17 protein-coding genes are annotated in these 23654 nt (G+C 61.3%); 10 read left to right on the top strand and 7 right to left on the bottom strand.

Annotated features, from left to right (window positions below):
* Positions 1-186 precede the first annotated feature (186 nt).
* The gene (locus B8784_RS05235; RefSeq protein ID WP_084396547.1) at positions 187-1956 is read right to left on the bottom strand and encodes a M61 metallopeptidase family protein; all 1770 of its coding nucleotides are present in this window, start codon (positions 1954-1956) and stop codon (positions 187-189) included.
* 299 nt (positions 1957-2255) lie between these two features.
* Here B8784_RS05235 and B8784_RS05230 point away from each other — a divergent pair, with 299 nt between their 5' ends.
* From B8784_RS05230 to B8784_RS05195, 8 genes are all read left to right on the top strand, one after another.
* Entirely contained in the window at positions 2256-3878 is a 1623-nt protein-coding gene (locus B8784_RS05230; RefSeq protein WP_084396546.1) for a M61 family metallopeptidase, read from the top strand.
* A gap of 154 nt (positions 3879-4032) precedes the next feature.
* Complete coding sequence (locus B8784_RS05225) at positions 4033-5226, top strand: pyridoxal phosphate-dependent aminotransferase (protein ID WP_158085583.1); 1194 nt, start codon at positions 4033-4035, stop codon at positions 5224-5226.
* Positions 5226-6584, top strand: coding sequence for an APC family permease (locus B8784_RS05220; protein ID WP_084396544.1), 1359 nt, complete (start codon positions 5226-5228; stop codon positions 6582-6584). Before B8784_RS05225 ends, B8784_RS05220 begins: the two co-directional genes overlap by 1 nt.
* A gap of 212 nt (positions 6585-6796) precedes the next feature.
* On the top strand, positions 6797-9775 hold the full coding sequence (locus tag B8784_RS05215; RefSeq protein WP_233355979.1) for a TonB-dependent receptor domain-containing protein: 2979 nt from the start codon (positions 6797-6799) through the stop codon (positions 9773-9775).
* 14 nt (positions 9776-9789) lie between these two features.
* Complete coding sequence (locus B8784_RS05210; protein WP_084396542.1) at positions 9790-10200, top strand: hypothetical protein; 411 nt, start codon at positions 9790-9792, stop codon at positions 10198-10200.
* Complete coding sequence (locus tag B8784_RS05205; protein ID WP_084396541.1) at positions 10131-11327, top strand: S10 family serine carboxypeptidase-like protein; 1197 nt, start codon at positions 10131-10133, stop codon at positions 11325-11327. The genes B8784_RS05210 and B8784_RS05205 overlap by 70 nt, the downstream gene beginning before the upstream one ends.
* A gap of 17 nt (positions 11328-11344) precedes the next feature.
* Positions 11345-12298 (top strand): ornithine cyclodeaminase family protein, encoded by a 954-nt coding sequence (locus B8784_RS05200; RefSeq protein WP_084396540.1) that lies wholly within the window; start codon positions 11345-11347, stop codon positions 12296-12298.
* Positions 12295-13884 carry a S10 family peptidase gene (locus B8784_RS05195; RefSeq protein WP_233355978.1) on the top strand — a complete coding sequence of 530 codons (1590 nt, stop codon included), beginning with the start codon at positions 12295-12297 and terminating at the stop codon, positions 13882-13884. Before B8784_RS05200 ends, B8784_RS05195 begins: the two co-directional genes overlap by 4 nt.
* Here B8784_RS05195 and B8784_RS05190 read toward each other — a convergent pair.
* Entirely contained in the window at positions 13881-15143 is a 1263-nt protein-coding gene (locus B8784_RS05190; protein ID WP_084396539.1) for an aminotransferase class V-fold PLP-dependent enzyme, read from the bottom strand. The genes B8784_RS05195 and B8784_RS05190 overlap by 4 nt on opposite strands.
* Positions 15144-15344: 201 nt before the next feature.
* On the opposite strand from B8784_RS05190, the gene B8784_RS05185 reads away from it, so the two are divergent.
* Positions 15345-16862: a S10 family serine carboxypeptidase-like protein gene (locus B8784_RS05185; RefSeq protein WP_084396538.1), complete on the top strand. Its 1518-nt coding sequence runs from the start codon at positions 15345-15347 to the stop codon at positions 16860-16862.
* Entirely contained in the window at positions 16859-19435 is a 2577-nt protein-coding gene (locus B8784_RS05180; RefSeq protein WP_084396537.1) for a Rid family hydrolase, read from the top strand. Before B8784_RS05185 ends, B8784_RS05180 begins: the two co-directional genes overlap by 4 nt.
* On the opposite strand, the gene B8784_RS05175 is transcribed toward B8784_RS05180, so the two are convergent.
* The 5 genes from B8784_RS05175 to B8784_RS05155 form a co-directional block, all read right to left on the bottom strand.
* The gene (locus tag B8784_RS05175; RefSeq protein WP_084396536.1) at positions 19432-19914 is read right to left on the bottom strand and encodes an Lrp/AsnC family transcriptional regulator; all 483 of its coding nucleotides are present in this window, start codon (positions 19912-19914) and stop codon (positions 19432-19434) included. The genes B8784_RS05180 and B8784_RS05175 overlap by 4 nt on opposite strands.
* A 164-nt stretch (positions 19915-20078) precedes the next feature.
* Positions 20079-21368: a serine hydrolase domain-containing protein gene (locus B8784_RS05170; RefSeq protein ID WP_143435301.1), complete on the bottom strand. Its 1290-nt coding sequence runs from the start codon at positions 21366-21368 to the stop codon at positions 20079-20081.
* 73 nt (positions 21369-21441) lie between these two features.
* The gene (locus tag B8784_RS05165) at positions 21442-21903 is read right to left on the bottom strand and encodes a nuclear transport factor 2 family protein (RefSeq protein ID WP_084396535.1); all 462 of its coding nucleotides are present in this window, start codon (positions 21901-21903) and stop codon (positions 21442-21444) included.
* A 62-nt stretch (positions 21904-21965) separates the two neighbouring features.
* Positions 21966-22451, bottom strand: coding sequence for a YHS domain-containing (seleno)protein (locus B8784_RS05160; RefSeq protein WP_084396534.1), 486 nt, complete (start codon positions 22449-22451; stop codon positions 21966-21968).
* A 228-nt stretch (positions 22452-22679) separates the two neighbouring features.
* On the bottom strand, positions 22680-23501 hold the full coding sequence (locus B8784_RS05155; protein WP_084396533.1) for an isochorismatase family protein: 822 nt from the start codon (positions 23499-23501) through the stop codon (positions 22680-22682).
* Positions 23502-23654 lie beyond the last annotated feature (153 nt).

Here is a 23654-nt window from a genome sequence, read left to right as displayed (position 1 = left end):
AGGGTTCGGAAGGCGGGGTGATACGGCGCTCGCGTGATTAGGTCAACGGGCAAATCCAGCGAAGGCCCGACTTGTTTTCCCGATCGCCGCCCCCCGCTTTTCCGGATTGTGGTTTTCCAGGATTCCGGCTTGGGGTGGAGCAGGGGCGGTGAGCCCTTACCGGTCCTGGCAAGGGCTTGCCCGAGCCTACAGATGACACTCTGATGGCGTTTCGTCGGCCAGTTGCCATTGCAGGCCTTCGACTGGCTGCGTCCAGGGGGTGTATGTCACGGTGAGCGGGGCGCCCTCACGACGGATATCGAGCGTGACACTGGTGCCCGGCTCAGCTTGTTCTGCCGCTTCGAGTGTTTCCGGATTGGTGATGATGTCATAGCGCCTCAGGCCAGCCTGGCCGGCCGGAGAACCAGGTGTGACGGGGCCGATGCGTGTGCGACCCGCCTTGTCTTCATACGGGCGGAAGCCACGCGCGAAATCCTGCAAGGTTTTGCTCCTGCCGTCGAAGCAAGGGCCGAACAGATCCTTGGGCAGGTCCAGCGGCGCGCCGCGCATCATTGCGTCGAATTCCTCGCCACCGGCCTCGCCCAGCGCATCGGTCACGACCTCCCGCCAGAAGGCGACCGGAGCCTCGGCCTCGCCGCGCTCTGCGATGAAGCGGAAGATCAGGTCGTCCACACGCTTCTCGCCATGGCTTGCCTGGCGCATGCGGTAGTCTGTCAGTGCAAAGTAGAGGGGGCCGCGATTATAGGGCACGACCTGCGCATTGGAATCGGAGAAGAACCGTGCGGTTACCTCCTCATTGGAAAGACCGCTTTGCGGGTTGGTGTAGTAGTTGAGCGCATGCGCGTTGAAGGCGTCGATGAACTGGTCGAGGCTGGTCAAGCTGGCACGATGGGGCAGGACGATCGTGTAGTACGAGGTCGCGCCCTCGGAATACCATTGCTGGCCGCCCGCTCCGCCACCATCGCCATAACTGCCGACGAAATGGTGGAGGGCCTCATGGGCGAGCAACGAGCGAACCTCGTCGGGATCACGGTCCTCGCCCTCGACGGTGCCGAAGATGAAGGAGTTGTAGCCGCCTCCGCCACCGCCCTGGAAACGCTCTGTCGTACGCATGAAGACGCGGAAGGCATCGGCGTCCTGTCCGAAGAAGTTCGAGAAGTAGTCATAGGCCTGTTCCGTCCACGTTGCGGCGCCCTTGAGATCGAACGCGGCCGGCGTCATCCAGTAGACGACAAAATCGCCGGTGCCGCTTTCTGGCTGGCTCTTGAGTGGCCCTGCCATGAAGAAGGTGTTGTTGAGATTTTCCTGCGTGACCAGGGCTTCGGCCGTGCCGAGGCCCAGACTGGAGGCGGCCCGGGCGCCCTCCGGCATGTCGGAGAGATCCCACTCGACACGCACGTCGCGTGGCCAGCCGTCTTCCGGCAGGGCGAGCATGGTATTGCCGGAGCCGTAGATGCCCCAGAGCTCTGTGCGGGTATCGATCAGCGGGCCGGGGCGGGTGTCGGCGGTGATGATGCGCGGCTCGATCGTATAGCGGATTTCAACATCGCCTGCCGTGTCGCGGTCGACCAGCCAGCGCCGGTCCTGCCGGAAATCGGATGGATCTTCGGGATCTTCCTCAATAGTCAGCGGGACGGAGCCCAAATCATCCGTGACGGTCAGGCTTTCCGGATCGGTGAGGGCGGTTGGTGCCATGACACGGACAATGGCCATGGTGAGGAAGGTCTCGCCGGCCTCTAGATCCGGGGCCGACAGGTCGATGGCCATTGCGATGGACTGGACCTCATCGCTTCCCTTGAGCTGCGGCGACAGACGGATCTCCATTGTGTCAGTCTTGTCTGCCACCGGAGCAACCGCCGGCTCATGCGTTTCGCAGGCTGACAGGCCGAGCAGGCCGAGCCCGCTGGCCGCTGCAGACAGTTGGAGGGAGCATTTGCGGAAGAGGCGAGGGCACATCAGGCGGTCTCCATGATCTGGACGTGTCGGCTTTGACTTTCCAGCCTAGGCAGCCGGCCGGGATTGTTTAAGCGTATCGCGCCTGCAGACTGCGATGGCAGACAAATTTTATGCATGAGACCTTTGCATCCTGCATGGCTCTGCCGGAGTAGACGCTGCTGCGCAACAGCTATGCCGCCATGCTGTGGTTGAGCTGAATTTCATGCCGAACACGGTCTTCCCTTCGAACGGTTCGAATAGCTCTTGTTCCGGCGCAATGGGACAAGAAACTCTCGACCCAGGACCGCCGGAGGCTGATCATGATGAGCGATATGCGAAGGACAGAGACCGCAGCGACGACGTCCGGATGGACGGGCCAGCTTTTTGAAATCGCCCTGATGATTGTGCCCGGGCTTGCCCTGGCGGCTTGCCAGCTTGCCCGGCCGGCCACCGCACAAATACAGCCTGAGACGACTGCGCAATATAACCTCACACTCAAGCCGGACGTCACCAGCGATGGCACTGTTGAGGCGATTGAGGTGTCGTCCAGGCTTACGGGCGGCTTGGCCGAGGGGGAAGAGACGCTCCAGCTGATGGCGCCAATCGTCTATGTGAACGTCACTGGCATAGCCGACCGGATCACCGGCCTTGAGGTGAGCGATGCCAATGGCCCTGTCACCTTCGCGACCGAGGATGATGAGCCGGTCCCCGGCGGCTATCCCTATTTCCGGCACTGGACGGCGACCCGTGAGGTAACGTTTCCGGTCGAGATCAGCTACCGCGCACTTATCCAGCCGGAAGGCAGCCCCGGTGGTCCGGCTTTCGGGATTCGGCCCTCGGCCGGAGGGATAAGCGGGGCAGGGGCAGGCTTCATGATCGTGCCGTCCAATGCCGCGTCCACGCAATCGGTGCTGGCGTGGGATCTCTCGGAATTCGATGCCCCGTCAGTGGGCGTGACCACCTTTGGAGAAGGCAAATCACGCGTTGATGGTCCGCCGGCCAATATCATGCAGGGCTGGTACATGGCCGGTCCGACCGGGCATTATCCCGAAGACATCACGCAGGGCGACTTCCATGCCTACTGGCTGGGGGATTTTCCTTTTGATGAATATGAAGAAATGGCGTTTACCGCCAAGATGTACGACTATTTCGAGACCTATTTCGATCATCTAGATCCCGCCCCGGAATACCGTGTCTTTATGCGTCTGCTGCAGACTCCGCCCTATGGCGGCGGTACGGCACTGGCCAATTCCTTCATGCTCTCGCGGGGGCCGGTCACGCCAGAGGAGGACAGTGATTACAGGGATATCCGGTCCGTGTTCGTGCACGAACTCCTGCACCAGTGGGTCGGGTTCGTCGAGGGCGGATCGATTGACGAGAACTGGTTCTCGGAGGGGCTGACGACCTATTACCAGTATACCCTTCCATTTCGTGCCGGAGAGATTTCGTTTGACGACTATCTCGAGGGGCTCAACCGCCTCAGCCGGAACTTCTACACAAACAAGGCCCGCGACTGGTCAATCAGCGAGATCAAGGAAGTGGGCTTCGGGGATGGTGAGATCCGTCACGTTCCCTATCAGCGCGGTGCGCTCTACTTTGCCGATCTCGACTCCCGGCTGCGGGCCGCAAGCGGCGGGGCGCATGGTCTCCACGATTTCATGAGCAAGGTCTTCCGGCAGCGCGAGTCCGGCGAGATTTCGCTGACGCCCGACAAATGGCGCGCTCTCGTCAGTGCGGCGACAGGCGAGGATGAAACGGCCTTTCACAACGCGGTTCACGTCGAGGGCAAGGTTCTCTTCCCGGCTTCTGACAGCTTCGGGCGTTGTGTGAAGGGGGTGCGCACCAGCATCGAGAAAGACGGGGAAACCTATCCGGCCATGCAGTGGGAGCCGGCCGGTGATGTCGCGCCGTCGGATTGCTTCGTCAGCGGCGGGAGCGAGTAGGAAACACGCGGGGAAAGGCCTGTATACGCCAGACGCCGATGCAGAACATTTATGCGCGTTGGCGGCTCCGCCTTGGGGCCTTTGCATAAAAAATCTCCCGGTCGGGCGTAATGTCGTCCGGGTTGAGATGTCCGGTCCAGGCCGGATGGCAGAAATGGGATCAGCACAAGTGGATGCACCGGGTTTGAAAACGGATGAGGTAAGCTGGGTCAGCTATGCCCATTGGGTGCGCGATGCGCTCGGCCTGATACGCAGTGGCGCTCCGGGCAAGATCGGGCTCTTTGAAAGTTCTGTCCGCGAGCCAACCGCGATGCTGGCCGACACCGTCTCGCAGGCTTTCAGGCATGGCGTGCCGGCAAGCTATCAGAGCGTCTTCATGCGCAGCAATCCGGACCTGGCGGTGCGATTGTCAGAGCGTTACGCCATGCCGGTCCGCAATATCCATTGCACCACCGGCGCAACTTCTGCCGTACAGCTTGCCTATCCAGCCCTTCTGAACCGGGGTGATCAGGTTCTGGTCGAGCGTCCGGGCTTCGACATCTTCGCGAATTATGCTGACGATGCCGGAATGGAGACCGCGTTTTTCGAGCGCAAGGCCCCGCATTTTTCCCTTTCCACCGACATGGTGTTGCAGCAACTGACATCCCGCACGCGCATGGTTGTGGTGAGCAATCTGCACAACCCAAGCGGCGCGCTCGTTCCCGACGACGAGCTCGCCCGCCTCGCCGAGGCGCTGCGAAAGCGGGATGTCTACCTGCTGGTGGACGAGGTCTATCGCGACTATCATGAAAGAGCGGTGCCGGGCCTGGATCCCGAACAGTATCCGAACGTCGTCCGTATCGGCAGCATGACGAAGATCTTCGGGTTGAGCACGTTGCGCTGTGGCTGGCTGTTCGCGGCGGGCGAGACAATGGCGCGGCTCAAGGCGCATTGCGACCGGGTGGATTTCTCGGTCTCGAAATTTTCCCATTCCGTCGCGGCCGAAGTTCTGGCCCGTGCGCCGGCCTATGATGCCTGGCGGGTGGGGCATATGGAGACAGCCCGCCCGATTGCCGAAGCAGCGTTCGAGGACATGGCCGCCCGGAAGCTGATCGAAATTGCGCTTCCGGTGGAGGGTTGCACCTGTTTCCCGAAAGTCGTCGGAATCGGCGACACAATGGCGCTGTCGCGCTGGCTGATTGCGCGGCACGGCGTGGTGGTCGTGCCGGGAGAATGTTTTGGCATGGCCGGTCATGTCCGCATTGGCTATGCACTGGAAGAGGCAGAGCTGCGCAAGGGGCTTGAGCGGCTGGCTGCCGGGCTTAGCGAGTATCAGCAGAAATATGCCGAAAGCCAGCGGATCGCCTGATGGCAAGATTGCCCGAAACAGCCAGTGACCTGAAGCGCACCGTCGGCGTGACAGGGGTGGTGGCGCTTGGCCTGGGAACAGCAATCGGGGTCTCGGTCTTTTCTATCCTGGCGCCGGCCGCTGCCCTCGCCGGGCCGGCCATGCTGGTTTCCATGCTGTTTGCCATGGTGCCGATGATTGTTTTTGGCGTCGTCTATGCTTTCATGGGGGCGGCCGTGCCTGTCACGGGGGCCTCTTTTGAGTGGCCACGCCGCTTCGTGCACCCCTTCCTCGGCTTCCTTATAAGCTGGCTCAGGATTGCGGGCAGTACGGCGGCGGTCATTGTCCTGACCATGGTTCTGGTCTCCTATCTCGGGACCGCGATCGATGTTCCCCTGAAGCCGACCATGCTGGCCATTCTGGTCTTCGTGCTTGCGGTCAACCTGATCGGGGTTTCGGCGGCGACGATCAGCCAGTCCATCATGCTGTTCATCCTGTTGGCGACGTGTGCCGTTTTCGCCTTCGGCAGCGTGCCGTCGATTTCCATGGAGCGTTTCGAGCCTTTCGCCAGCCACGGCACCGCGGGGGTGCTTGCGGCGATTCCGCTGATGATCTCTCTCTTCCTTGGCATAGAAAGCGCGACAGAGGTGGGCGGAGAAGTAACCCGTCCGGGACGCACCATCCCGCTCGGCATAACCATTTCCGTCCTGCTGACGGCAGCGGTTTATTTTATCGTGGCATTTGCCGCCATAGGCGTGCTTGGGGGCGAGGGGCTGGCGGCCTCCGAGGCGCCTCTGCTGGATGCCGCGATTGTCTCTCTCGGCGAACCGGGACGCTGGCTTATCCTGATAAGCGCAACCGTGGCAATCGGCAGCTCGATCAATGCGACCTTCATCATCATGTCGCGCTTTCTCTATGCGATGGCGCGGGCTGGCATGCTGCCAGGCGCTCTTGCGCGCGTGCACGAGAATAGCGGTGTGCCGCGTCCGGCCGTTTTGGTCGCCTTCCTGCTTTGCTGTCTCGGCCTCTTCATGCCGGACAATCTCGTCTTCCTGTTTCTGGCAGTGAACATTCCGACCATCCTGAAATACGCGGCCACGTGCCTGTCCTCAATCATGCTGTTGAAGCGGCAGCCCGACTTGCACGCCGCTTCGGCCTTCAGGCCGTCGCGCCACGTCCTGCAAGGCTTCGCCGTGGCCGGGATCCTGCTGGGCGGGCTGATCATCGTGCTTGGCTGGTCGGCTGACTGGCGGCCCTATCTCCTGCTCGCCGGCTGGGCGCTCCTGGGCGTTCTTTACTATGGCTTCGCGCGGAGGTTCGGGCAGCCGGCATTGTCGGAACAGGGCGCCGCAGGGGAAACAAAAGCGGGTACGGAATAAATATTCCCGAGGCCGGGTGTGGTGAATAATTGTTGCCGAAGCCGAAGGTGCTCTCCGCCAAATAGTATAAAAAATCCGTCATGCGCTTCCTAGCGTGGTGAGTGGTCAGAGAGGGCGTCTGCTCCGGCAAGGGCCGGCAGTTCAGCCAGATGTGGAAGGGGTAGCCGATGAAACGGGAAGCGATTTTCAAAGGTCTTTTGGGCAGCTGCGCCATGGTGGCGCTGGTTCCGGCTATGGGCTTGCAGGCAGCCCATGCGCAGGAGCAGGCAGACGAGATCGAGACGCTGCCGGCTGAAGCTGGCGATGAGGATGAGACGGCGACGATGGATACCGTCGTCATCACCGGTTCGCGTATCCGCCGCGAAGTGGCCTCGACAGCGGCCCCCGTCACGACATTCGGCCAGCAGGACTTCGCTGACCGGGGTCTGCTCAATGCCGCAGACGCGCTCAACGAAATCACTTCGCTGCGCCCGAAATTCAATCAGGCGGCGGGCGACGGCTCGGATTCAGGCTCGGGCCAGCAATTTCCGGAACTCTTCGGCCTCGGAACAGGGCGCACACTCACCCTCGTCAACGGTCGCCGTTTCGTGACGACGTCCAATGGCCTCGGTGATGCGCAGGTCGATGCCAATGTCATCCCGACGGGGCTGATCGATCGGATCGAGGTCGTTCAGGCGGGTGGCGCGGCCGTCTACGGCTCGGACGCGATTGCCGGCGTGATCAACTACATCCTCAAGGACGATTTCGAAGGACTTGAGGTCGACGCCCAGGTGGGCAACGCCGAAAATGGCGAATACCCGACCCATTCTGCCCGCATTACCGCGGGCCGGAATTTCGACAGTGGCCGCGGCAATATCGCCGTCAATGTCGAGACCTCGAAGACGCCGGTCGTGCGGTTCTCTGATTTCGAAGCGTCGAACCGGTCCCGCATCACCCAGGGCAATCCGGCCGATACCGGACCGGATGACGGCATCCCGTCTCTTCAGGAGGTGATCCCGGCCTATTTCTGGAACTTCAACGGCAATGGGGTGGTCTTCACTGCGCCGGCCCCGCCGCCAAACTTCCTCGCCAGGGCGAATGGCACGCCGCTGCAATTCTCGCCGGACGGCTCGGTCGTGCCCTACAATCCGGGCAATATCCTCGGCATTCCGTTTGCCGAAGGTGGGGATGGCACACGTTACAGTGATCTCGCCGGTCTTCGAACCGGGGTTGAGCGGCTCGTCGGCAATGTTGTCGGCCACTATGACCTTTCGCCCAATCTGCGCTTGAAGGGTGAGTTTACCTTCGCCGATACCAAGGGTGAAAGCGTGCCGCAGGGCACCGCACGCAGCGTGTTGAACCAGACCGATCCTGCCCTCGGCGCGATCATGTTCACCAGCAACAATCCCTTCCTCAGCCAGGATGCCATCGATACGCTGAGCCAGGCCAATCCGGGGTTTGCCGCTGGGGCACCGCTCTGGCTGTCGCGCAATTTCTACAATGATCTTTTCCCGAGCAATTATCAGGAAAACGATACCCGGACCTGGCGTGCGCTTGCCGGTCTCGAAGGGGATTTCGACGCAGCCGGGCGCAATTTCTACTGGACGGTTTCCGGCAGCTATGCGGAAGTCGAAGGCCAGCAGCGCCGCTGGGAAGCGAACACCACGCTGTTCAACCAGGCGCTCAATGCCGTCAATGACGGCAGTGGCAATATCGTTTGCGCAATCAATGTCGATGCTGATCCGTCGAACGACGATCCAAACTGTGCGCCGCTCAACCCGTTTGGGGCGGGCAATATAAGCCAGGCGGCCACCGATTATGTCTCGGTTCGCGCGGGCAGCGACTATACGAATGAGCAGATCGATATCCTAGCAACGATGGGCACAGAGCTGTTCCAGCTGCCTGCGGGCGGTGTCGATGCGGTCTTCGCCTATGAGCACCGCCGGGAGGAAGCGAGCTTCACTCCCTTGCCGGCCAACCAGCAGGGCCTGTTCGGCACCGGTACTCAGGAAGTGCCGACATCCGGGGATTATAATACGAACGAAGTCTCGGTCGAGCTGCTCGTTCCGGTCCTTGGAGGTGACTTCACGCTTCCTGGCGTGAAGACGCTCGAATTCGACGGGACGTACCGCTATGTCGACAATTCCATCGCAGGCGAGGAATCTGTTTGGAGCGTCGGCACACGGTGGGAGCCCTTCGACGGTGTGACCCTGCGGGCAACGCGCAGCCGCAACTTCCGCGCACCGACACTGACACAGCTCTTCGCGCCGACGACCGTGACCGTCACCAATGCCGGGATCGACCCGTGCGATGCCGACCGTATCAATGCGGGGCCAAATCCGGCGATCCGCCGCGCGAATTGTGAGGCCGAATGGGCAGCCAACCCGCAATATGGTGATCTCGCCACCTTCCAGGATCCGGCTGAGAACTTCTCGCTTACGGCAGTGACCTCGGGCGGTAACCCGGACCTGGAGAACGAGGTCTCCGATACGACGACGTATGGTCTCGTCATTGATCGGCTCTTTGTGCCGGGCCTGACCTTCTCTGCCGACCGGATCGAAATCGATCTCGAGAACGGGCTCTCGGCCTTCACCAATGGCGACTTCATGGCGACCTGCTATGACAGCGAGCCGCAACCGGCCGATATCTGCTCCGTCTTCACGCGGCTGCAGACGGCCGACGGCTCCAACCCGCCGGGCACGGTCGTTACTGGTCGCGAGACAACCTTCAATGCCGGGGAAATCGTCTTCCGGGGCGAGGTTTACTATCTGAACTACGCGTTCGATATCGCGGACCTGACGGGCACCGACGCCGGCAATCTCTCGCTTGGTGTCGAGGCCACCCATACTTCGAAGCTGTCGACCTCGGTAACCGGCACGACCTTCAACCGGACCGACAACACGGTCGAGCAACCGGACTGGACGGCACGTTTTGATGCGGTCTATTCCAACGGTCCGCTGCGGCTGACCTATCAGCTGGATTATCTCGATGGCGTGAAGGCCGAAGAAGGCGCGACGATCGAAAACAATCCCAATCCTGTCATCGACTCCAACATCACCCACTCAATCTCGGCGCTCTATTCTTTCGAGAATGGTGTGACTTTCCGGGCTGGCGTGACCAATTTCACCGATGAGCTACCGTCCTATCCAACGCTGACCCATGGCGATATTCTCGGTCGGCGTTACTTCGCAGGTATGAATATCCGCTTCTGATGAAACGGGCATTGATGACAGAGCGTCCCTCGCAGGGCTGGCCGGTTCGGAGCAAGGTCTCCGGCCGGCTGGCCGCTTGTCTTGCCGGCATGTTGGCAATCGGCGCCTGTGCGGCGCAGCCTATGCACGCCGATCCCTCCGGGCCGGCCACGGCTGAAGAGCCCGAGGGGCTTGAGCGCGAGCTCACCCGCCATGGCGTCTTCGGTGGTCAGGCCGTGGATTACGTGGCGCGTCTGGAAACGTTCGATATCCCCGGCAAGGATGACCTGGCGGATGTCGATCTGGCGGCCTTTTCCTATGTTGCGGAAACCGAAGAGAAGAACCGCCCGGTCTCTTCGTCTTCAATGGCGGTCCCATCAGCGCGTCTCTCTGGCTGCATATTGGCGCGGTGGGCCCAAAACGGGTGTCGGCGCCTGACAACCTGACCGCCCCGGCGGAGGAATTCGAGCTGGTCGATAATGTCGCTTCACCGCTGGATGTGGCCGACCTTGTATTCTTCGATCCGGCATCGACCGGTTTCAGCCGTGTGGACGAGGGGGGCGCTCCGGCCGATTATTTCTCGATCCAGTCCGATGCTGCGCAATTCGTGGCCTTCGTCGATGCCTGGCTGGAGCGCCATGAGCGCGATGACGCTCCGGTCTTCATCCTCGGGGAAAGCTACGGCACGATGCGTGCGGCGGAAGCCGCCGGCCAGATGGCCGAAGAGGGCGGGCCGCCGCCGGCAGAGGGCGTCTTCCTGATGGGGCAGGCCGTCAACATCATCGAATATTCCCAACGTCCGCAGAACATCATCAGCTATGCCGTGTCAGTACCAACGCTGGCGGCGATGGGCTGGGAGCAGGGCAAGGTTGAAGCCAAAGGGCGCAGTTTCGACGCCTTCATGGCGGATGCAACGGCGTTTGGAGAGACCGACTATCTGCTCGCTCTCTTTCAGGGCAACCGGCTGGGCGAGGACGAACGCCGCCGCGTCGCGGCCAAGCTGGAAGAGTATACGGGCATTTCGGCTGACTATTATCTCGACAACCGCCTACGCATCACCAAGCAGGCCTATCGCGTGGAACTCCTCAAGGATGAGGGAAAGGTGCTCGGCCGCAGTGACGGGCGCTATGTCGGCCAGGATCCGAAGCGCGACGCCTCCGGCGTGCTCCAGGAGGCGTATCTTTCGGCCTTCAAGGCTTACGTCTCGGATGTGTTCGGCCTGGAAATCGACGACCGCTACAAGACGATTGCCGATGTCGGCGGCCTCAATGCCTGGGGCTGGGGTGCGTCTTCGCCGTTTGGCCACTATGATTACAGCGACCGTCTCGACGGCGCCTTCTCCGCCAATCCGGATTTCCGCCTGCTGATCGGGAATGGCTATCACGACACAATGACGACGGTCGGAGCTGCAACCTATCTGGCCGCCCAGGCCGACTGGCCGAAGGACAGGGTGAAGCTCAGCTTCTATCCGGGGGGCCACATGGCCTATTCGATCGATGAGTCGGCGGTGGCATTCGGAAACGACATTCGCGCCTGGATCGAAGGTGCTGACAATTGGGGCGCTGACGACTAGCAGCGCGAGGCTTGCCGATGATCCTGATCGACCCGGACCGTATCCGAGACCTGCTGTCCTATCGTGATGGCATCACGGTCATGCGCGAGGCGATGGCTAAGCTATCGGCTGGCGAAACAAAGCAGATGTTGCGGAATATCCTGCCGCTTGATCATGGCCGCATGTTCGGGGTCATGGCTGGCACGATGGGGCCCGGCGGCGCCTGGGGTTCGAAACTGGTCAGCGTCACTCCGGAACGCACCGACCCCGCCATTCCATCGCATCAGGGTGTTGTGATCCTGTTTGATCCGGACACCGGCGCGCCGGCCTGTCAGGCCGAGGCCGGAGCCATTACAGCGATCCGGACCGCAAGTGCCAGCGCCATGGCCACGGACGTCCTCGCCCGCACGGACGCCCGGGACCTTGCCATCCTCGGCACGGGAGAGCAGGCCTACCACCATGCTCTCGCCATGTTGGAAGTGCGCGACATCGGTGAAATACGCCTTTGGGGGCGTACCCATGAGAACGCGGAAAAACTGGCGGACCGGCTGGTTGCCGAAACCGGTATCGACGTCCTGGCCTGCACGTCGGTGCAACAGGCGGTGGTCGGCGCGGATATCATCTGCACGGTTACCGCTGCGCAGGAGCCTGTCCTGCCGGCAGCCTGTGTGAAACCCGGCGCGCATATAAATCTGGTCGGCTCCAGCTTTGACGGTCCGCGCGAGATCGACGATGCCCTTGTCGCCGGCAGCCGCTTCTTTGCGGATTCACGGGAGTCCGTTCTTGCCCAGGGCGCGGAGTTGCGCCACGCCATCAAGACAGGGATCGTCGACGAAAGCCATCTCGTGGGCGAGATCGGCGAGGTCCTGCTTGGCAACGTCGAAGGACGCCTCAGGGACGACGGCATCACCATCTACAATTCGCTCGGCCATATCGTACAGGATATCGCAGCCGCAGCATTCATCTTTGAAAAGGCGAGGGTGGGGATATGAGCATCCGTGACCGGTTGAAAACTGGCCGTTTCCTGGCGTTGGGCCTCATGACGCTGGCGGGCTGTGCGAACGCGCAGGATTACGATCTCGCGACGTCTTCGCCCCAGGAGGCCCAGAGCAAGGCCGCCGACGAAAGGGTAGCGCCCGCCCGCGACGTGGAGACGGCTTACCGCAAGGTGACCCATCACACGCTGGTCGCGAATGGCGAGCGCATTGCCTATGATGCCATCGCGGGTGAGACCCTGCTGACGGATCTTTCCGGCGATCCTACGGCCCGGATTTTCACCTTTACCTATTTGCGTACCGATGTGGACGACCCGGACCGTCCCGTCCTTTTCATCTTCAATGGTGGGCCGGGCTCGGCCTCGCTGTGGATTCACATGGGGGCGATCGGGCCGAAGCAGGTGGTGCTGGATGCGGAAGTGAACCCGTCCAATGTCCCGCCATTCGGGCTTCAGGATAATACGGCCACGGTTCTCGATGTGGCCGATCTCGTTTTCATCGATCCTGTGGGGACGGGCTTCAGCCGTCCCGCAGAAGGAGTGGACCCGGAGCGGTTCTGGGGTGTGGATGAAGATGCCGAAGCCATGTCCCAGTTTATCGAGCTCTGGCTGAGCGAACACGGGCGCTGGAATTCGCCGAAATACGTGCTCGGCGAAAGCTATGGCACGATGCGGGCCGCGGTCCTGCCGCGCTTCCTGATGGGCAGCCCGATCTATAACGGGGTCATGCGCGGGATTACGCTGGACGGGATCGTCCTGCTTGGCACGACCCTGGGCGCGCGCGCGGAAGAAGGCGCGGAGAAGCCCGCCGGCGATATTGCGGCCCGGCAGGCGCGCACTTTGCCTGGGCTCGCTGTGACGGCGGCGTATCATGGCCAGTCTGCGCTCGAGGGGGATGCAGACGAGATCTACAGTCAGGCATCGGCCTATGCCTATGGCCCTTACAAGGCTGCGCTTCTGAAGCGGCAGCAGGGCATGCTGGACGAGGCAGAGCGCCAGTCCGTGATGTCGGAACTCACCCGCATGATCGGGCTTTCTGCTGATAAGATTGGTGAAGATCTCCACATAAGCGAGCGGGAATTCGCAAAGCTTGTCCTGGACGGGCAGGGCCTTGAAGTCGGCATGTATGACAGCCGCTACACACTGCCCCTCGCCAATTCCGGAAACGATCCGGTGGCTGACGATCCAGCCATGACCCGCTACGTGCCGGGCTTTGTCGCCGCCTTCAACGAGATGCTGCGTGACGATCTCGAGGTGCGGCTTCCGCGGCCCTACAAGGCGATTTACTGGAAGGACCTCCTGCAGAGCTGGAACTGGCAACGCCGCGCGATCCCGCCGGGGCAGAGCTTCGCTGTCGACCTTGCCATTGCCATGCGGCGCAATCCGGACCTGCGCCTCTTCGTGGCCTCGGGCTATTATGACCTCGTCACGACGCCCGCCGAGGCCAAGGCACAGATCGAAAGCGCGGATATCCCCCGGGAGCGTGTCCGCTTCGAGGACTATACCTCCGGCCACATGCTTTATCTGGGCGGGACGGCGGAGGCCTTTGCCGATGACCTCCGTGCTTTCCTGACAGCCGACTAGGCAGTGCCGACAGCCTCCAGGAAGGCGTCGACATCATCCATCGTGTTGAAGACCGACACCGTCGGACGGAAGCGGTTGCGTGAGAGCGTGGTAACGATGCCCCGCTCCTTCATCACCGGGCCGAGCCGCTTGTAGGCATCTTCATAAATGGCAGTGACGATCGGGGTCTGGAAGTCATCCCCCGTGAGCAGGTCGAAGCCTTGAGATTTCAACCCTTCCTTCAGCCGTGAGGTCAGCGCCTGGGCATGCGCCTGTATCGTCTCCACGCCGAGGTCGAGGATGTAATCGAGCGAAGCGTTCAGCTGGGCGATGACGGTGTGGGAATGTGTGCCGAGCGCGAACCAGCCTGAAGCATTGTCGGCGAAGCTGTATTCCACCAGCTCATCGCCCGGCGCATCGTGTGGGTACATATGCGTGGCGAACTGGCTGATGCCGTAATAGCCGTAATTGGTCCGCCTCAGCTGATCCATCACGCCCTTGCGGACATAGAGGAAGCCGAGGCCGAAGTCGCCCATCAGCCATTTATAGCTGGCTGTCGCGGCGAAATCGACGCCGCTGGCGTGCAGATCCACAGGCACGCAGCCGGCGGCGTGGATGATGTCGGCATAGACAAGCGCTCCGCGGGAATGCGCCAGGTCACACACGGCCTTCAGGTCATGCTCGAAGCCGTTGATGGTGGAGACCAGCGACAGGGAGACAAGCCTGGTCCCCGGCGTGATCGCGCGATCCATGTCTTCAAGGGAAATCCGTCCATCCTTCGCTTCCACCCAAGCGACCTCGCAACCCTGGCGCTCAAGCTCGCCATAGAGGGGGAAGGAACCGAAGAAGTGCAGCGTATCGGTGACCACCTTTGCTCCCTGTTCGGGCAGGCCGAGGGAGCGAACGATCATCTGCTCGCCTGCCGTGGTGCTTTGCACCCATGTCACTTCGTCCGGGTCCGCGTTGACGAGTCGAGCGAACTTCTCGATCGCTGCATCGCTGCCGAGATCATACGCGTCGTTCGGGGCCATGTGGGCGCGGTGATCCAGATAGGCTTCGATCGAGGCGCGGGCCGGCTTGCTGATCGGATGCTGCGAGCCGGCATTCAGATAGACCGTGCGGCCAAGAGAAAAATTCTGCAGGTCGGGCAGGGCGGCCGATGCCGATCCTGTCTGCGGGCCTGCCGGCATGGCCGCCGCTGTTCCGGCCCCGCGGCAGGCCGTTGATCCTGCAAGGGCTGCTGCTGTCAGGCCAAGGGCATCGCGTCGTGTGAGCTTCATGGAAAGGCTTCTCGAATCTGCTTCTGCCTTCAGTGTAGAAGGACAGACTGGCCAATGATCTTCGAACTTTGGCCGATTTCACATGCAGGGGAATGATCAATTCGCTGAGAAGGGGCAGGCGGAATGGATTTTCCCGTATGCTTGGGGCGGTCTGCTCAATAGGCATAGGAATCGTGTCGCAATTCGGCTGAATTTGATGGCATGAAGATTTCGCCTCTTGCCCTGACGCGTCCGGCCATCGCTGCTGGCATGGCCTGCACTTTTCTGAGCACCGCTCATCTGGCTATCGGGCAAGAAGCCGCTCCTGACTGGACGCATGTCGAGAATGGTCAGGTCTTCTCTGTCAGTGACCGCCATGCCGACGATACGATCCGCTATCATACCCATTGGGACAGCCTCGTGCTGGATCGCGATGGCGCGGGGGCTGCCTCGACCATCTCGGGAACGGCCTATATTCGCGAATGCGAATGTCCCCCGGATGAGCGGCCCGTCATGTTCCTGTTCAATGGCGGGCCTGGCGCCTCCTCGTCGCCGCTGCATTTCGCGCTCGGCCCGCACGCGCGTGAGAAGACCGATGGAGCGGCAAGCTTTCCGGATAATCCGGACACGATCTTACGAGCAGCCGACCTTGTCCTCGTGGATCCGGTCGAGACCGGCTTCAGCCGTGCGGCCTCGACGGCAGGCGACAGTCCGTATCTGAGCGTGCATGGCGATGCCGAGGCTGTAGGCGCCTTCATCCATGACTGGCTCAAGGCCCATGACCGGGAGGGTGCGCCGGTCTTTGTGACAGGCCAGAGCTATGGGGGCTTTCGTCTGGCCAATCTTCTGCCGGCCCTGGGCGACCTTGAGGTCGAGGGCCTGGTCATGGTCTCGCCCATGCTGAATGCCGGGGCCCGGGCAGGCGATATGGGCCATGTCTTCGCCCTGCCGACCATGGCCGCGACCGCCTGGCGCTTCGGCCAGTCTTCGATCGAGGCCGACACCGAAGCCGAAGCCTGGGAGACTGCGCGCGCCTTCGCAGAGAGCGACTATCTCGTCGCTCTGCAGCGGGGTGACCGTCTCGACGAGACGGTTCGCGAACGACTTGCCGGGAAGATCGCTGCGATGACAGGGCTGGACAAGGATCTTGTCGAGGCGTCCGATCTGCGCGTGAATATCCAGGATTTCCTGGAGGGCGTGCTGGCGGACGAAAACCGCCTGGTCAGCCGGCTGAACACGGCCGTGACACAGGAGAAGCGCCCGCCGGCCAATCCCGACCGCCCGGATGGCGCCAACGATCCGTCGCTGGGGCTCGGCAAGTCCAACAAGATCATAGCCGCGGACATCGGCACTTATCTCGAGAGGATGACCGGGCTTGAGCGGGAGGATGGCTATCGCTCGCTCAATCTCGATGCCAATTTTGCCTGGGACTGGCGGCCGCAGGACAAGGCTCCGGTCTTCAGCGTCAACGCCATGCCGATGGTCGATGCCTTCATGAGCGAGAATGAAAATGTCCATCTGCTCGTTTTCGGCGGCTATCGTGACCTCGCCGTGCCGGTGCTGGAAACGCAATATGCACTCACTCATGCCGGCCTGCCGCAGGCGCGTGTGTCGCTTGTGCGTATGGCCTCCGGGCATTCGCCTTTCGACGAGGACGCTCTCAGAACGCCTTTCGCAGACCGGATATACGATTTCATCGCGGCAGGGCTCGCCGATGAGACAGGAGAAAACCCAGAATGAGATGCACACTCCAGAAGCTTGCGGCGACGCTCTGCTCGGGCCTGTTGGTCGCGCAGGGCGCGAACGCTCAGGACTATGCCTACAGCCTTATCCGGAATGGTGAGAATGTCGGCCACCTGAAGATCGACCAGGATGACCGGACCGAGACCGTCGAATATTATGTCGACAGCAATGGCCGTGGCCCGAAACATGATGAGCGCATCATCCTTGATGAGGCGGACATCCCGGTCGAGTGGCAGATAGAAGGCACCTCGCTGATGGGCAGCCCGGTCGAAGAGGTCTTCCATCTTGAGGACGGTGTCGCGACCTGGAAAAGTCAGGCCGATAGCGGCGAGAAGGTCGTCTCCGAGCCAGCCCTCTATGCCGTCAATGACGGAAGTCCGTGGGCGAACTATGTCTATGCCCGCGCCATGCTGGAGAATGACCGCACGGCCATGCCGGTCCTGCCGGCCGGGACGCTGTCCCTCGCACAGGCCGATGAAACCGAACTCTCCGTTGGAGGTGAGACGGTCTCTCTCGACATATACCGACTTTCCGGAATCGATCTTGGCCCATCGCTGATCGCGCTGGATGCTGAGGGCGCTTTCTTTGCCGGCTTCTCGGAATCCTCGGCCATGGTGCGTGAGGGATATGAGGCGCTTGCCGGCGATCTCATGGAGCTTGCCCGCGATCTCAAGGTTGCGTGGGCCGAAGAGCTTGCCGGGACGATCCGCCATACATTCGATGGCCCGTGGGCAATTGCCAATGTTCGTATCCTGGACCCCGTCGCTGGCGAACTGGGGGAGCCGTCTACTGTGGTAATCGAAGACAACCGGATTGCACGAATCGAGGCCTGGTTACCCGCTGCCGACTATCCAGACGGGATGACGGTCTATGACGGGGCGGGCGGGACGTTGATGCCGGGCCTCTGGGACGTGCACTCGCATGCCTCGCTCTCCTCCGGGCTCTATTATATCGCTGCGGGCGTCACTTCCACCCGGGACATGGGCAATGACAATGACTTCCTGACTGGGCTGATGGAAAAACTCGAAACCGGGCAACTGGTTGGTCCGCGCATTACTCCGGCTGGCTTCATCGAGGGGCGTAGTCCGTATTCGGCACGTCACGGCATTATTGCCGCCAGCGAGGAAGAGGCCGTGGATGCCGTGGACTGGTACGCTGCGCGCGATTACCCCTTCATCAAGATCTACAACTCGATGAATCCTGACTGGATTCCCGCCATGGCAGACCGGGCCAAGGCGCATGGCATGCGGGTGATCGGCCACGTGCCAGCCTTCACCAATGCCAATGAAATGATCCGGGCGGGCTATGACGAGATCACCCACCTCAATCAGCTCATGCTCGGTTGGCTTCTTGACCCTGACGAGGATACGCGCACCCCGTTGCGTCTCACAGGTATGCAGCGTGCCGCCGAGCTTGATCTTGCTTCCGACAAGGTCAGCGAGACCATCGGGCTGATGCAGGCGCATGAGGTCGGGACCGACCCGACAGCCGTGATCCTGGAGCGGTTGATGTTGAGCCGGGCGGGTAAGGTACAGGAAGGCGACAAGCCTTATCTCTCGCACATGCCCATCGGGTATCAGCGCTATCGCAAGCGTAGTTTCGTGACGCTTGAGGATGACGCGACCGATCAGGCCTATGTCGAGGCTTTCGAGCGCGTGCTGGAGACGCTGAAACTGTTGCATGACTCCAGTATCCAGCTCCTGCCCGGAACCGATGACGGTACGGGCTTCACGGTTCATCGTGAGCTGGAACTCTACGAGAAAGCCGGCATTCCCACCGCCGATGTCCTGCGCCTGGGCACATTGGGGCCGGCGCGCTATTTAGGCTATGGCGAGGACCGCGGCACGCTTGAGGCCGGCAAGCTTGCCGATTTCATTCTGATCGGTGGCAACCCTCTGGAAAACCTCTCGGCAATTCGCAAGCCGCGCCTCGTCGCGAAGGATGGCGATGTCTACTTACCAGCCGAGATCTATGCCGCGCTCAGCATTGAGCCCTTCGCGACCCCGCCAGCGGTGTTGGACGCCTCCGATGCCCCCGAAACGGCAGAACCGATCCGTTATGAAGGCCGTCCGGACAGCGCGGTCGAGCACTTCCCTATGCTGATGGATGGGGAGCCGGTCGACGCCGACACGCTCCCTTTCTCGGCGGCTGTCCGCGTCGGCGATGTGCTCTATCTTTCCGGGCAGATCGGGCGGGGCGGCGAAAGCTTCGAGGCCGATGCCCGCCAGGCGATGGACTCCATCAAGGCCCTGGTCACGCGTGCGGATGCGGACATGTCGGACATCTTCAAATGCACTGTCATGATCGACGATATGGACCAGTGGCCCGCCTTCAACACCGTCTACAAGACCTATTTCAAGGCGGGAAAGATGCCGGCCCGGAGTGCCTTTGGCGCTGACGGTCTGGCGCTTGGTGCGCCGCTCGAGGTTGAATGCATGGCGCATGCGCCCGGCACTGCGAAGGCCGCGAGCGCTAGAGCCGGATGGGGGACGTGGCTGCTCGGCGGGCTCGTCGTCATTCTTGCCGGTGCCCTGGGCTTCGCGCTCGGGCGCAGGCCCCGGAGGGCCTAGAGCGCCACATTGCCCCGCACCGGGATGGCGGTGGTGGACTTGATTTCGCCCAGGGTCGCCGTCGAGTTCACGCTGTCTACCCCGGGCAGGTTGAGCAGAAAATCCATCAGGAATTCTTGATACCACTTCATCGATTTGGCCTGGATCTTCATGAGCAGGTCCATCTCGCCGAAAATGGAATAGCATTCGAGGATTTCCGGCGTGGTCTGGATTTTCCGCATGAAGGTGTCGCGTTCTTTTTCCGAAAGCTTTGCAACCTTCACATAGGCGAAGATGTGCAGGCCATAACCGAGCTTCTCGCGGTCGAGAATGGCGACCTGGGACTTGATGTAGCCCTCATCCTTGAGCCGCTGCAGGCGGCGCCAGCACGGCGACTGGGACAGGCCGACAATCTCGGCGAGCTCGACGGTAGAGACCGAACAGTCCTTCTGGAGCTGTTCAAGGATCTTGATATCAAATAACGACAGTTCTTCACTCATGCGGATAGTTTATTTCGAAAAATGCAGAATGAAAGCTATTTTCTCTTAAAGTTTCTCAAATTCCATAGTGTGTATCCTGTTTGTGCGCCGAATGCGAATTTTTTAGTTCGTGCCGAATGGCCGGCGTCAGATCTTTGTAGGTGCAGCCAATTGTCCTTTCGGGACTATTGAATCCTGGTGCGTACAAGCCCGAACAAACGCCAGGCCCGAACGGCATAGAGTATCCCGGCAATGAGCAGCAGAATGGCGCCGATGATCACGGTGCGGATGGTCGTTTCAAGTTCGGAGACGAACATCAGATTATCGACGTTTCCGGTCTTCCAGAAGACCCACTCTCCGGCCAGCCGTGTTGCCAGCAGGTTGTTCCCGGTTTCGAGGATGATGATGGCGTCCCCGGTCTCCGGATCCAGCCGCACCGCAGTGTTGATGGCCGGTTCGTTGTTGCCATCATGACCGACAATGAAGCCGCCGCTATTATTGGGGGCGTACAGCATGACGCCCAGGCCCCAGATATCCGCCCCCAATTGTGAGGCATGGGGGCGCCGCATCTGGTTGAGTGTTTCCTGCGTCAGCACGCCGTTTTCCTGTCCGGCCGCGGAGGGCAGGTGGGCCTTCATCAAGGCGGCGAGGTCGTTCGCGGACGTGAAGGCCGAGGCCGCCGCCAGGGCGGTGTAGTACCTGAGCGGCTCGGTCTCCCCATCCGGTCGGTAATTCTCTGCGAGCCCCATCTCACGGGCCTCATCGAGGTCATATGTTGTCCTCTGCATGCCGAGGGGATCGAAGATGTTTTCGTCCATGAACGTGCTGAAGGACTGGCCCGAGACTTCTTCGACAAGCAGTTGAAGCAGGGTGTAGCCGCCCCCCGAATACGTCCACTTTGCGCCTGGCGCCTGCACGAGGCGGACGCTCCCTTCCGCTCCGGGCGATGCATCGGCTGCCCGCGTAAGAGAGGCTTCCAGGGTTTGCATGGCCTCTTTGGTCGCAAATCCATTGTAACCGAGACCGTCGCCCAGCCCGGCCGTATGGCTAAGGAGCCGTCTGACGGTAACGCCTTCATTGTCGTAGGGGCTCGGTGGCAAGGACCAGCGGGTCAGATAGGTTGAGACAGGCGCGTCCAGGCTGATCCGGCCGTTTTCGACGAGGCGCATCACCCCCAGGGCTGACAGCCATTTGCTGAGGGAGGCGACCTGGAAGAGGCTGTCTCCATCTATCCTCTGGCCCTTGGAGGCATAGTGCGAACCGGCAATGTCGCCTTGCTCGATAAGGATCATGGCAACGTTGCCGGTGTTTTCGTCCTCGATGACTGTCTCGGCGGCTTTCAGGAACGCCTCAGGCGACTCTGAGGATGTGAGAGGCTTGCGCCACCATCCCTCACTTGCCGCGGCAAGCGTTATACCGGACCAGCCAATTATGCAGGCAAGCGTAACAAGTGCGATCAGGATAAGCCTTCTCATTCTCTGTCTCTTTTACTTGTTCAATAGGTCTGGCGGATCGGGCGTGTGGACTTAGCCTGCATGAACCGGATCGCTACAATCCCAGCTCACTCAAGCCGGGATAAGTGTCGGGGCGGCGCCCGAGCGGCCAGTAAAGCAGACGCTCTTCCTCGCGGAGGGGCAGGTCGTTGATGCTTGCATAGCGGCGTGTCATGAGGCCGTCGGCGTCAAACTCCCAGTTCTCGTTGCCATAGGCCCGGAACCAGGCGCCTTCATCATTGTGAAACTCATAGGCGTAGCGCACCGCGATGCGGTTCTCCTGAAAGGCAAACAGCTCTTTCACGAGGCGATACTCATGCTCCTGGCGCCATTTCCATTCCAGGAAGCGCACAATCTCGCAGCGTCCGGAGACGAACATCCGGCGGTTGCGCCACAGACTGTCGGTCGAATAGGCCATCGCCACCTTGCCGGGGTCCCGGCTGTTCCAGCCATCCTCTGCGAGGCGGACTTTCTCAATGGCGGTTTCCAGGGTGAATGGGGGAACAGGCTTGCGCATCTGTCTTCTCCGGAAATTGGGGTAAGGCGGCGGCCTGGTGGCCCCAGGCCGCCATGCAGGCGCTACAGGTCGCCGACGGCCTTGTGCTGGATGCTCGGCCAGGTCTTCTCGGCCTTGGCGAGGATGCGTTTCGAGTCCTTCTTGTACTTCTCGAAAACATCCGCATTGACGAAGAGATAGAGCTTGCCATCGACAATATCGGCATAATGAGGGTCACCATCGAGCTTCTTGCCGAGGGCGACGGCAAAGGCGCAGAACCCGCCATATTGCGGCTTGTAGCTCGCCGGATCGGCCTTGAAACGGCGCGCGGATTCCTTGGACGCGAAGTAATAGGCGACACCGTCATTCACGACCGTGTGCATTGCGTCGCCTTCGGCCACGGCATTCAGTGTCGAGAGCGCGACCGTGTCGATGCCATGGACACCGAGCGGGACGCCGTCCGGGGTCGTGCCGGTGGAGACGTTATATTCATCCTCGGCAAAGCTCGGCAGGGCCGGGATGAAAGCGAGGGCCAGCATGGTGCCGGTCAGGAGAAGTTTGAAGGTCATGGATCTGTTCCTTGGGTCTGGGCGCTGCGGCGCAGCGGTTTGAGAGAGCCATACCGACGGGCAAGAGCCGGCACAGCGGGGCTTCGTTCAGCGGCATCGGTTGGAATGGCGCTGGCGAATTGGGGGAGGCGCCCGGCCGGCCGGAGAGAGTGAGGTGCGCCGGCCGGGCGCATGAAGATCATCCGGATCACAAGGGGTTGGGGACGTCCGGATGAGCTTCAGGGCGGGTTACCGGTGATAGGCAGCCTTGATCGCTTTTACCGTGTTGGCGGTGTTATCGACCTTGCTGGCGATCATTCTGAAATTGGTGAGAGAGGCCTCGTAGCCGTTGTAATGCGCGGTGATGGCACCGGCTGTCGCATCGGTGACGACCATGACCTCGAAGCCCTGCTCGATCAGGCCGCGCATATGCGACTCCGTGCAGAGGTTCGATGACATGCCGGCGAGGATCACTTTCGAGATGCCGGACTTGCGCAACTGCAGTGCCAGGTCATTGCTGTCGGGGCCGTAGACCTTGTGCGGACTGGTGACGACGGTTTCGCCATTCTCGATGTACGTCCTGTACTGTTCCAGCCAGTCGGCGCCAGACCCCTCGAAGCCTTCAAGGTCGAGGGCATTGGGCCGGTCGAACATGCCGATCGAATGCATCAGCGTTTCCAGCGTGCCTTCGAATTCCCAGCGATGGTCGTGTTCGTAATAGTAATGCGGCGAGATGAAGAGCGGCATGCCGGTCTCTCCGGCCACGCGGAAGAGTTCCTCGATGTTCTCGATCGTGCCGTTCTCGGTAATGCTCTGGCCAACGACGCCCCATGTCACACCATCCGGTGACAGGAAATCGTTCTGAGGATCTGTCACCACGATAGCGGTTTCACCGGCGACTATGTCGAAGCCAGGCATTGGTAGCCCGTCATTGACCGGCGGTTGCGAGGCGGAAACAGGGCGAGCGTTCCCATCCTGGGCGGTGGCGGCTCCGGCATGGAGCGAGATGGCAAGTGTCGCGGATACGACGATTGTCAGGATCGGGGCGGGATCGGCTTTAGGGGGCGGCATGACAGGTATCTCCAGATCGAGTTGGCACAGTCTCGAACCGGTTCGGCATGCGGTTGATTTGTCCGCCTGTCCGCTGGTCGGCTCAAGGTTTGTCGAAACTATCCAGAGCCCAACCAGGGGTATTGACGCCGGGCGACACGTTTTTGACCGCTC

The sequence above is a fragment of the Henriciella aquimarina genome, assembly GCF_002088975.1.
In the GTDB taxonomy this organism is placed as follows: domain Bacteria; phylum Pseudomonadota; class Alphaproteobacteria; order Caulobacterales; family Hyphomonadaceae; genus Henriciella; species Henriciella aquimarina.
This window is presented reverse-complemented; position numbering and strand designations above follow the sequence as displayed.

Bases quoted from the DNA above. Each gene is read 5' to 3' on its own strand.
- B8784_RS05235 (WP_084396547.1), bottom strand. From the start codon at position 1,956: ATGTGCCCTCGCCTCTTCCGCAAATGCTCCCTCCAACTGTCTGCAGCG.
- B8784_RS05230 (WP_084396546.1), top strand. From the start codon at position 2,256: ATGATGAGCGATATGCGAAGGACAGAGACCGCAGCGACGACGTCCGGA.
- B8784_RS05225 (WP_158085583.1), top strand. From the start codon at position 4,033: ATGGGATCAGCACAAGTGGATGCACCGGGTTTGAAAACGGATGAGGTA.
- B8784_RS05220 (WP_084396544.1), top strand. From the start codon at position 5,226: ATGGCAAGATTGCCCGAAACAGCCAGTGACCTGAAGCGCACCGTCGGC.
- B8784_RS05215 (WP_233355979.1), top strand. From the start codon at position 6,797: ATGGTGGCGCTGGTTCCGGCTATGGGCTTGCAGGCAGCCCATGCGCAG.
- B8784_RS05210 (WP_084396542.1), top strand. From the start codon at position 9,790: ATGACAGAGCGTCCCTCGCAGGGCTGGCCGGTTCGGAGCAAGGTCTCC.
- B8784_RS05200 (WP_084396540.1), top strand. From the start codon at position 11,345: ATGATCCTGATCGACCCGGACCGTATCCGAGACCTGCTGTCCTATCGT.
- B8784_RS05195 (WP_233355978.1), top strand. From the start codon at position 12,295: ATGAGCATCCGTGACCGGTTGAAAACTGGCCGTTTCCTGGCGTTGGGC.
- B8784_RS05190 (WP_084396539.1), bottom strand. From the start codon at position 15,143: ATGAAGCTCACACGACGCGATGCCCTTGGCCTGACAGCAGCAGCCCTT.
- B8784_RS05185 (WP_084396538.1), top strand. From the start codon at position 15,345: ATGAAGATTTCGCCTCTTGCCCTGACGCGTCCGGCCATCGCTGCTGGC.
- B8784_RS05180 (WP_084396537.1), top strand. From the start codon at position 16,859: ATGAGATGCACACTCCAGAAGCTTGCGGCGACGCTCTGCTCGGGCCTG.
- B8784_RS05175 (WP_084396536.1), bottom strand. From the start codon at position 19,914: ATGAGTGAAGAACTGTCGTTATTTGATATCAAGATCCTTGAACAGCTC.
- B8784_RS05170 (WP_143435301.1), bottom strand. From the start codon at position 21,368: ATGAGAAGGCTTATCCTGATCGCACTTGTTACGCTTGCCTGCATAATT.
- B8784_RS05165 (WP_084396535.1), bottom strand. From the start codon at position 21,903: ATGCGCAAGCCTGTTCCCCCATTCACCCTGGAAACCGCCATTGAGAAA.
- B8784_RS05160 (WP_084396534.1), bottom strand. From the start codon at position 22,451: ATGACCTTCAAACTTCTCCTGACCGGCACCATGCTGGCCCTCGCTTTC.
- B8784_RS05155 (WP_084396533.1), bottom strand. From the start codon at position 23,501: ATGCCGCCCCCTAAAGCCGATCCCGCCCCGATCCTGACAATCGTCGTA.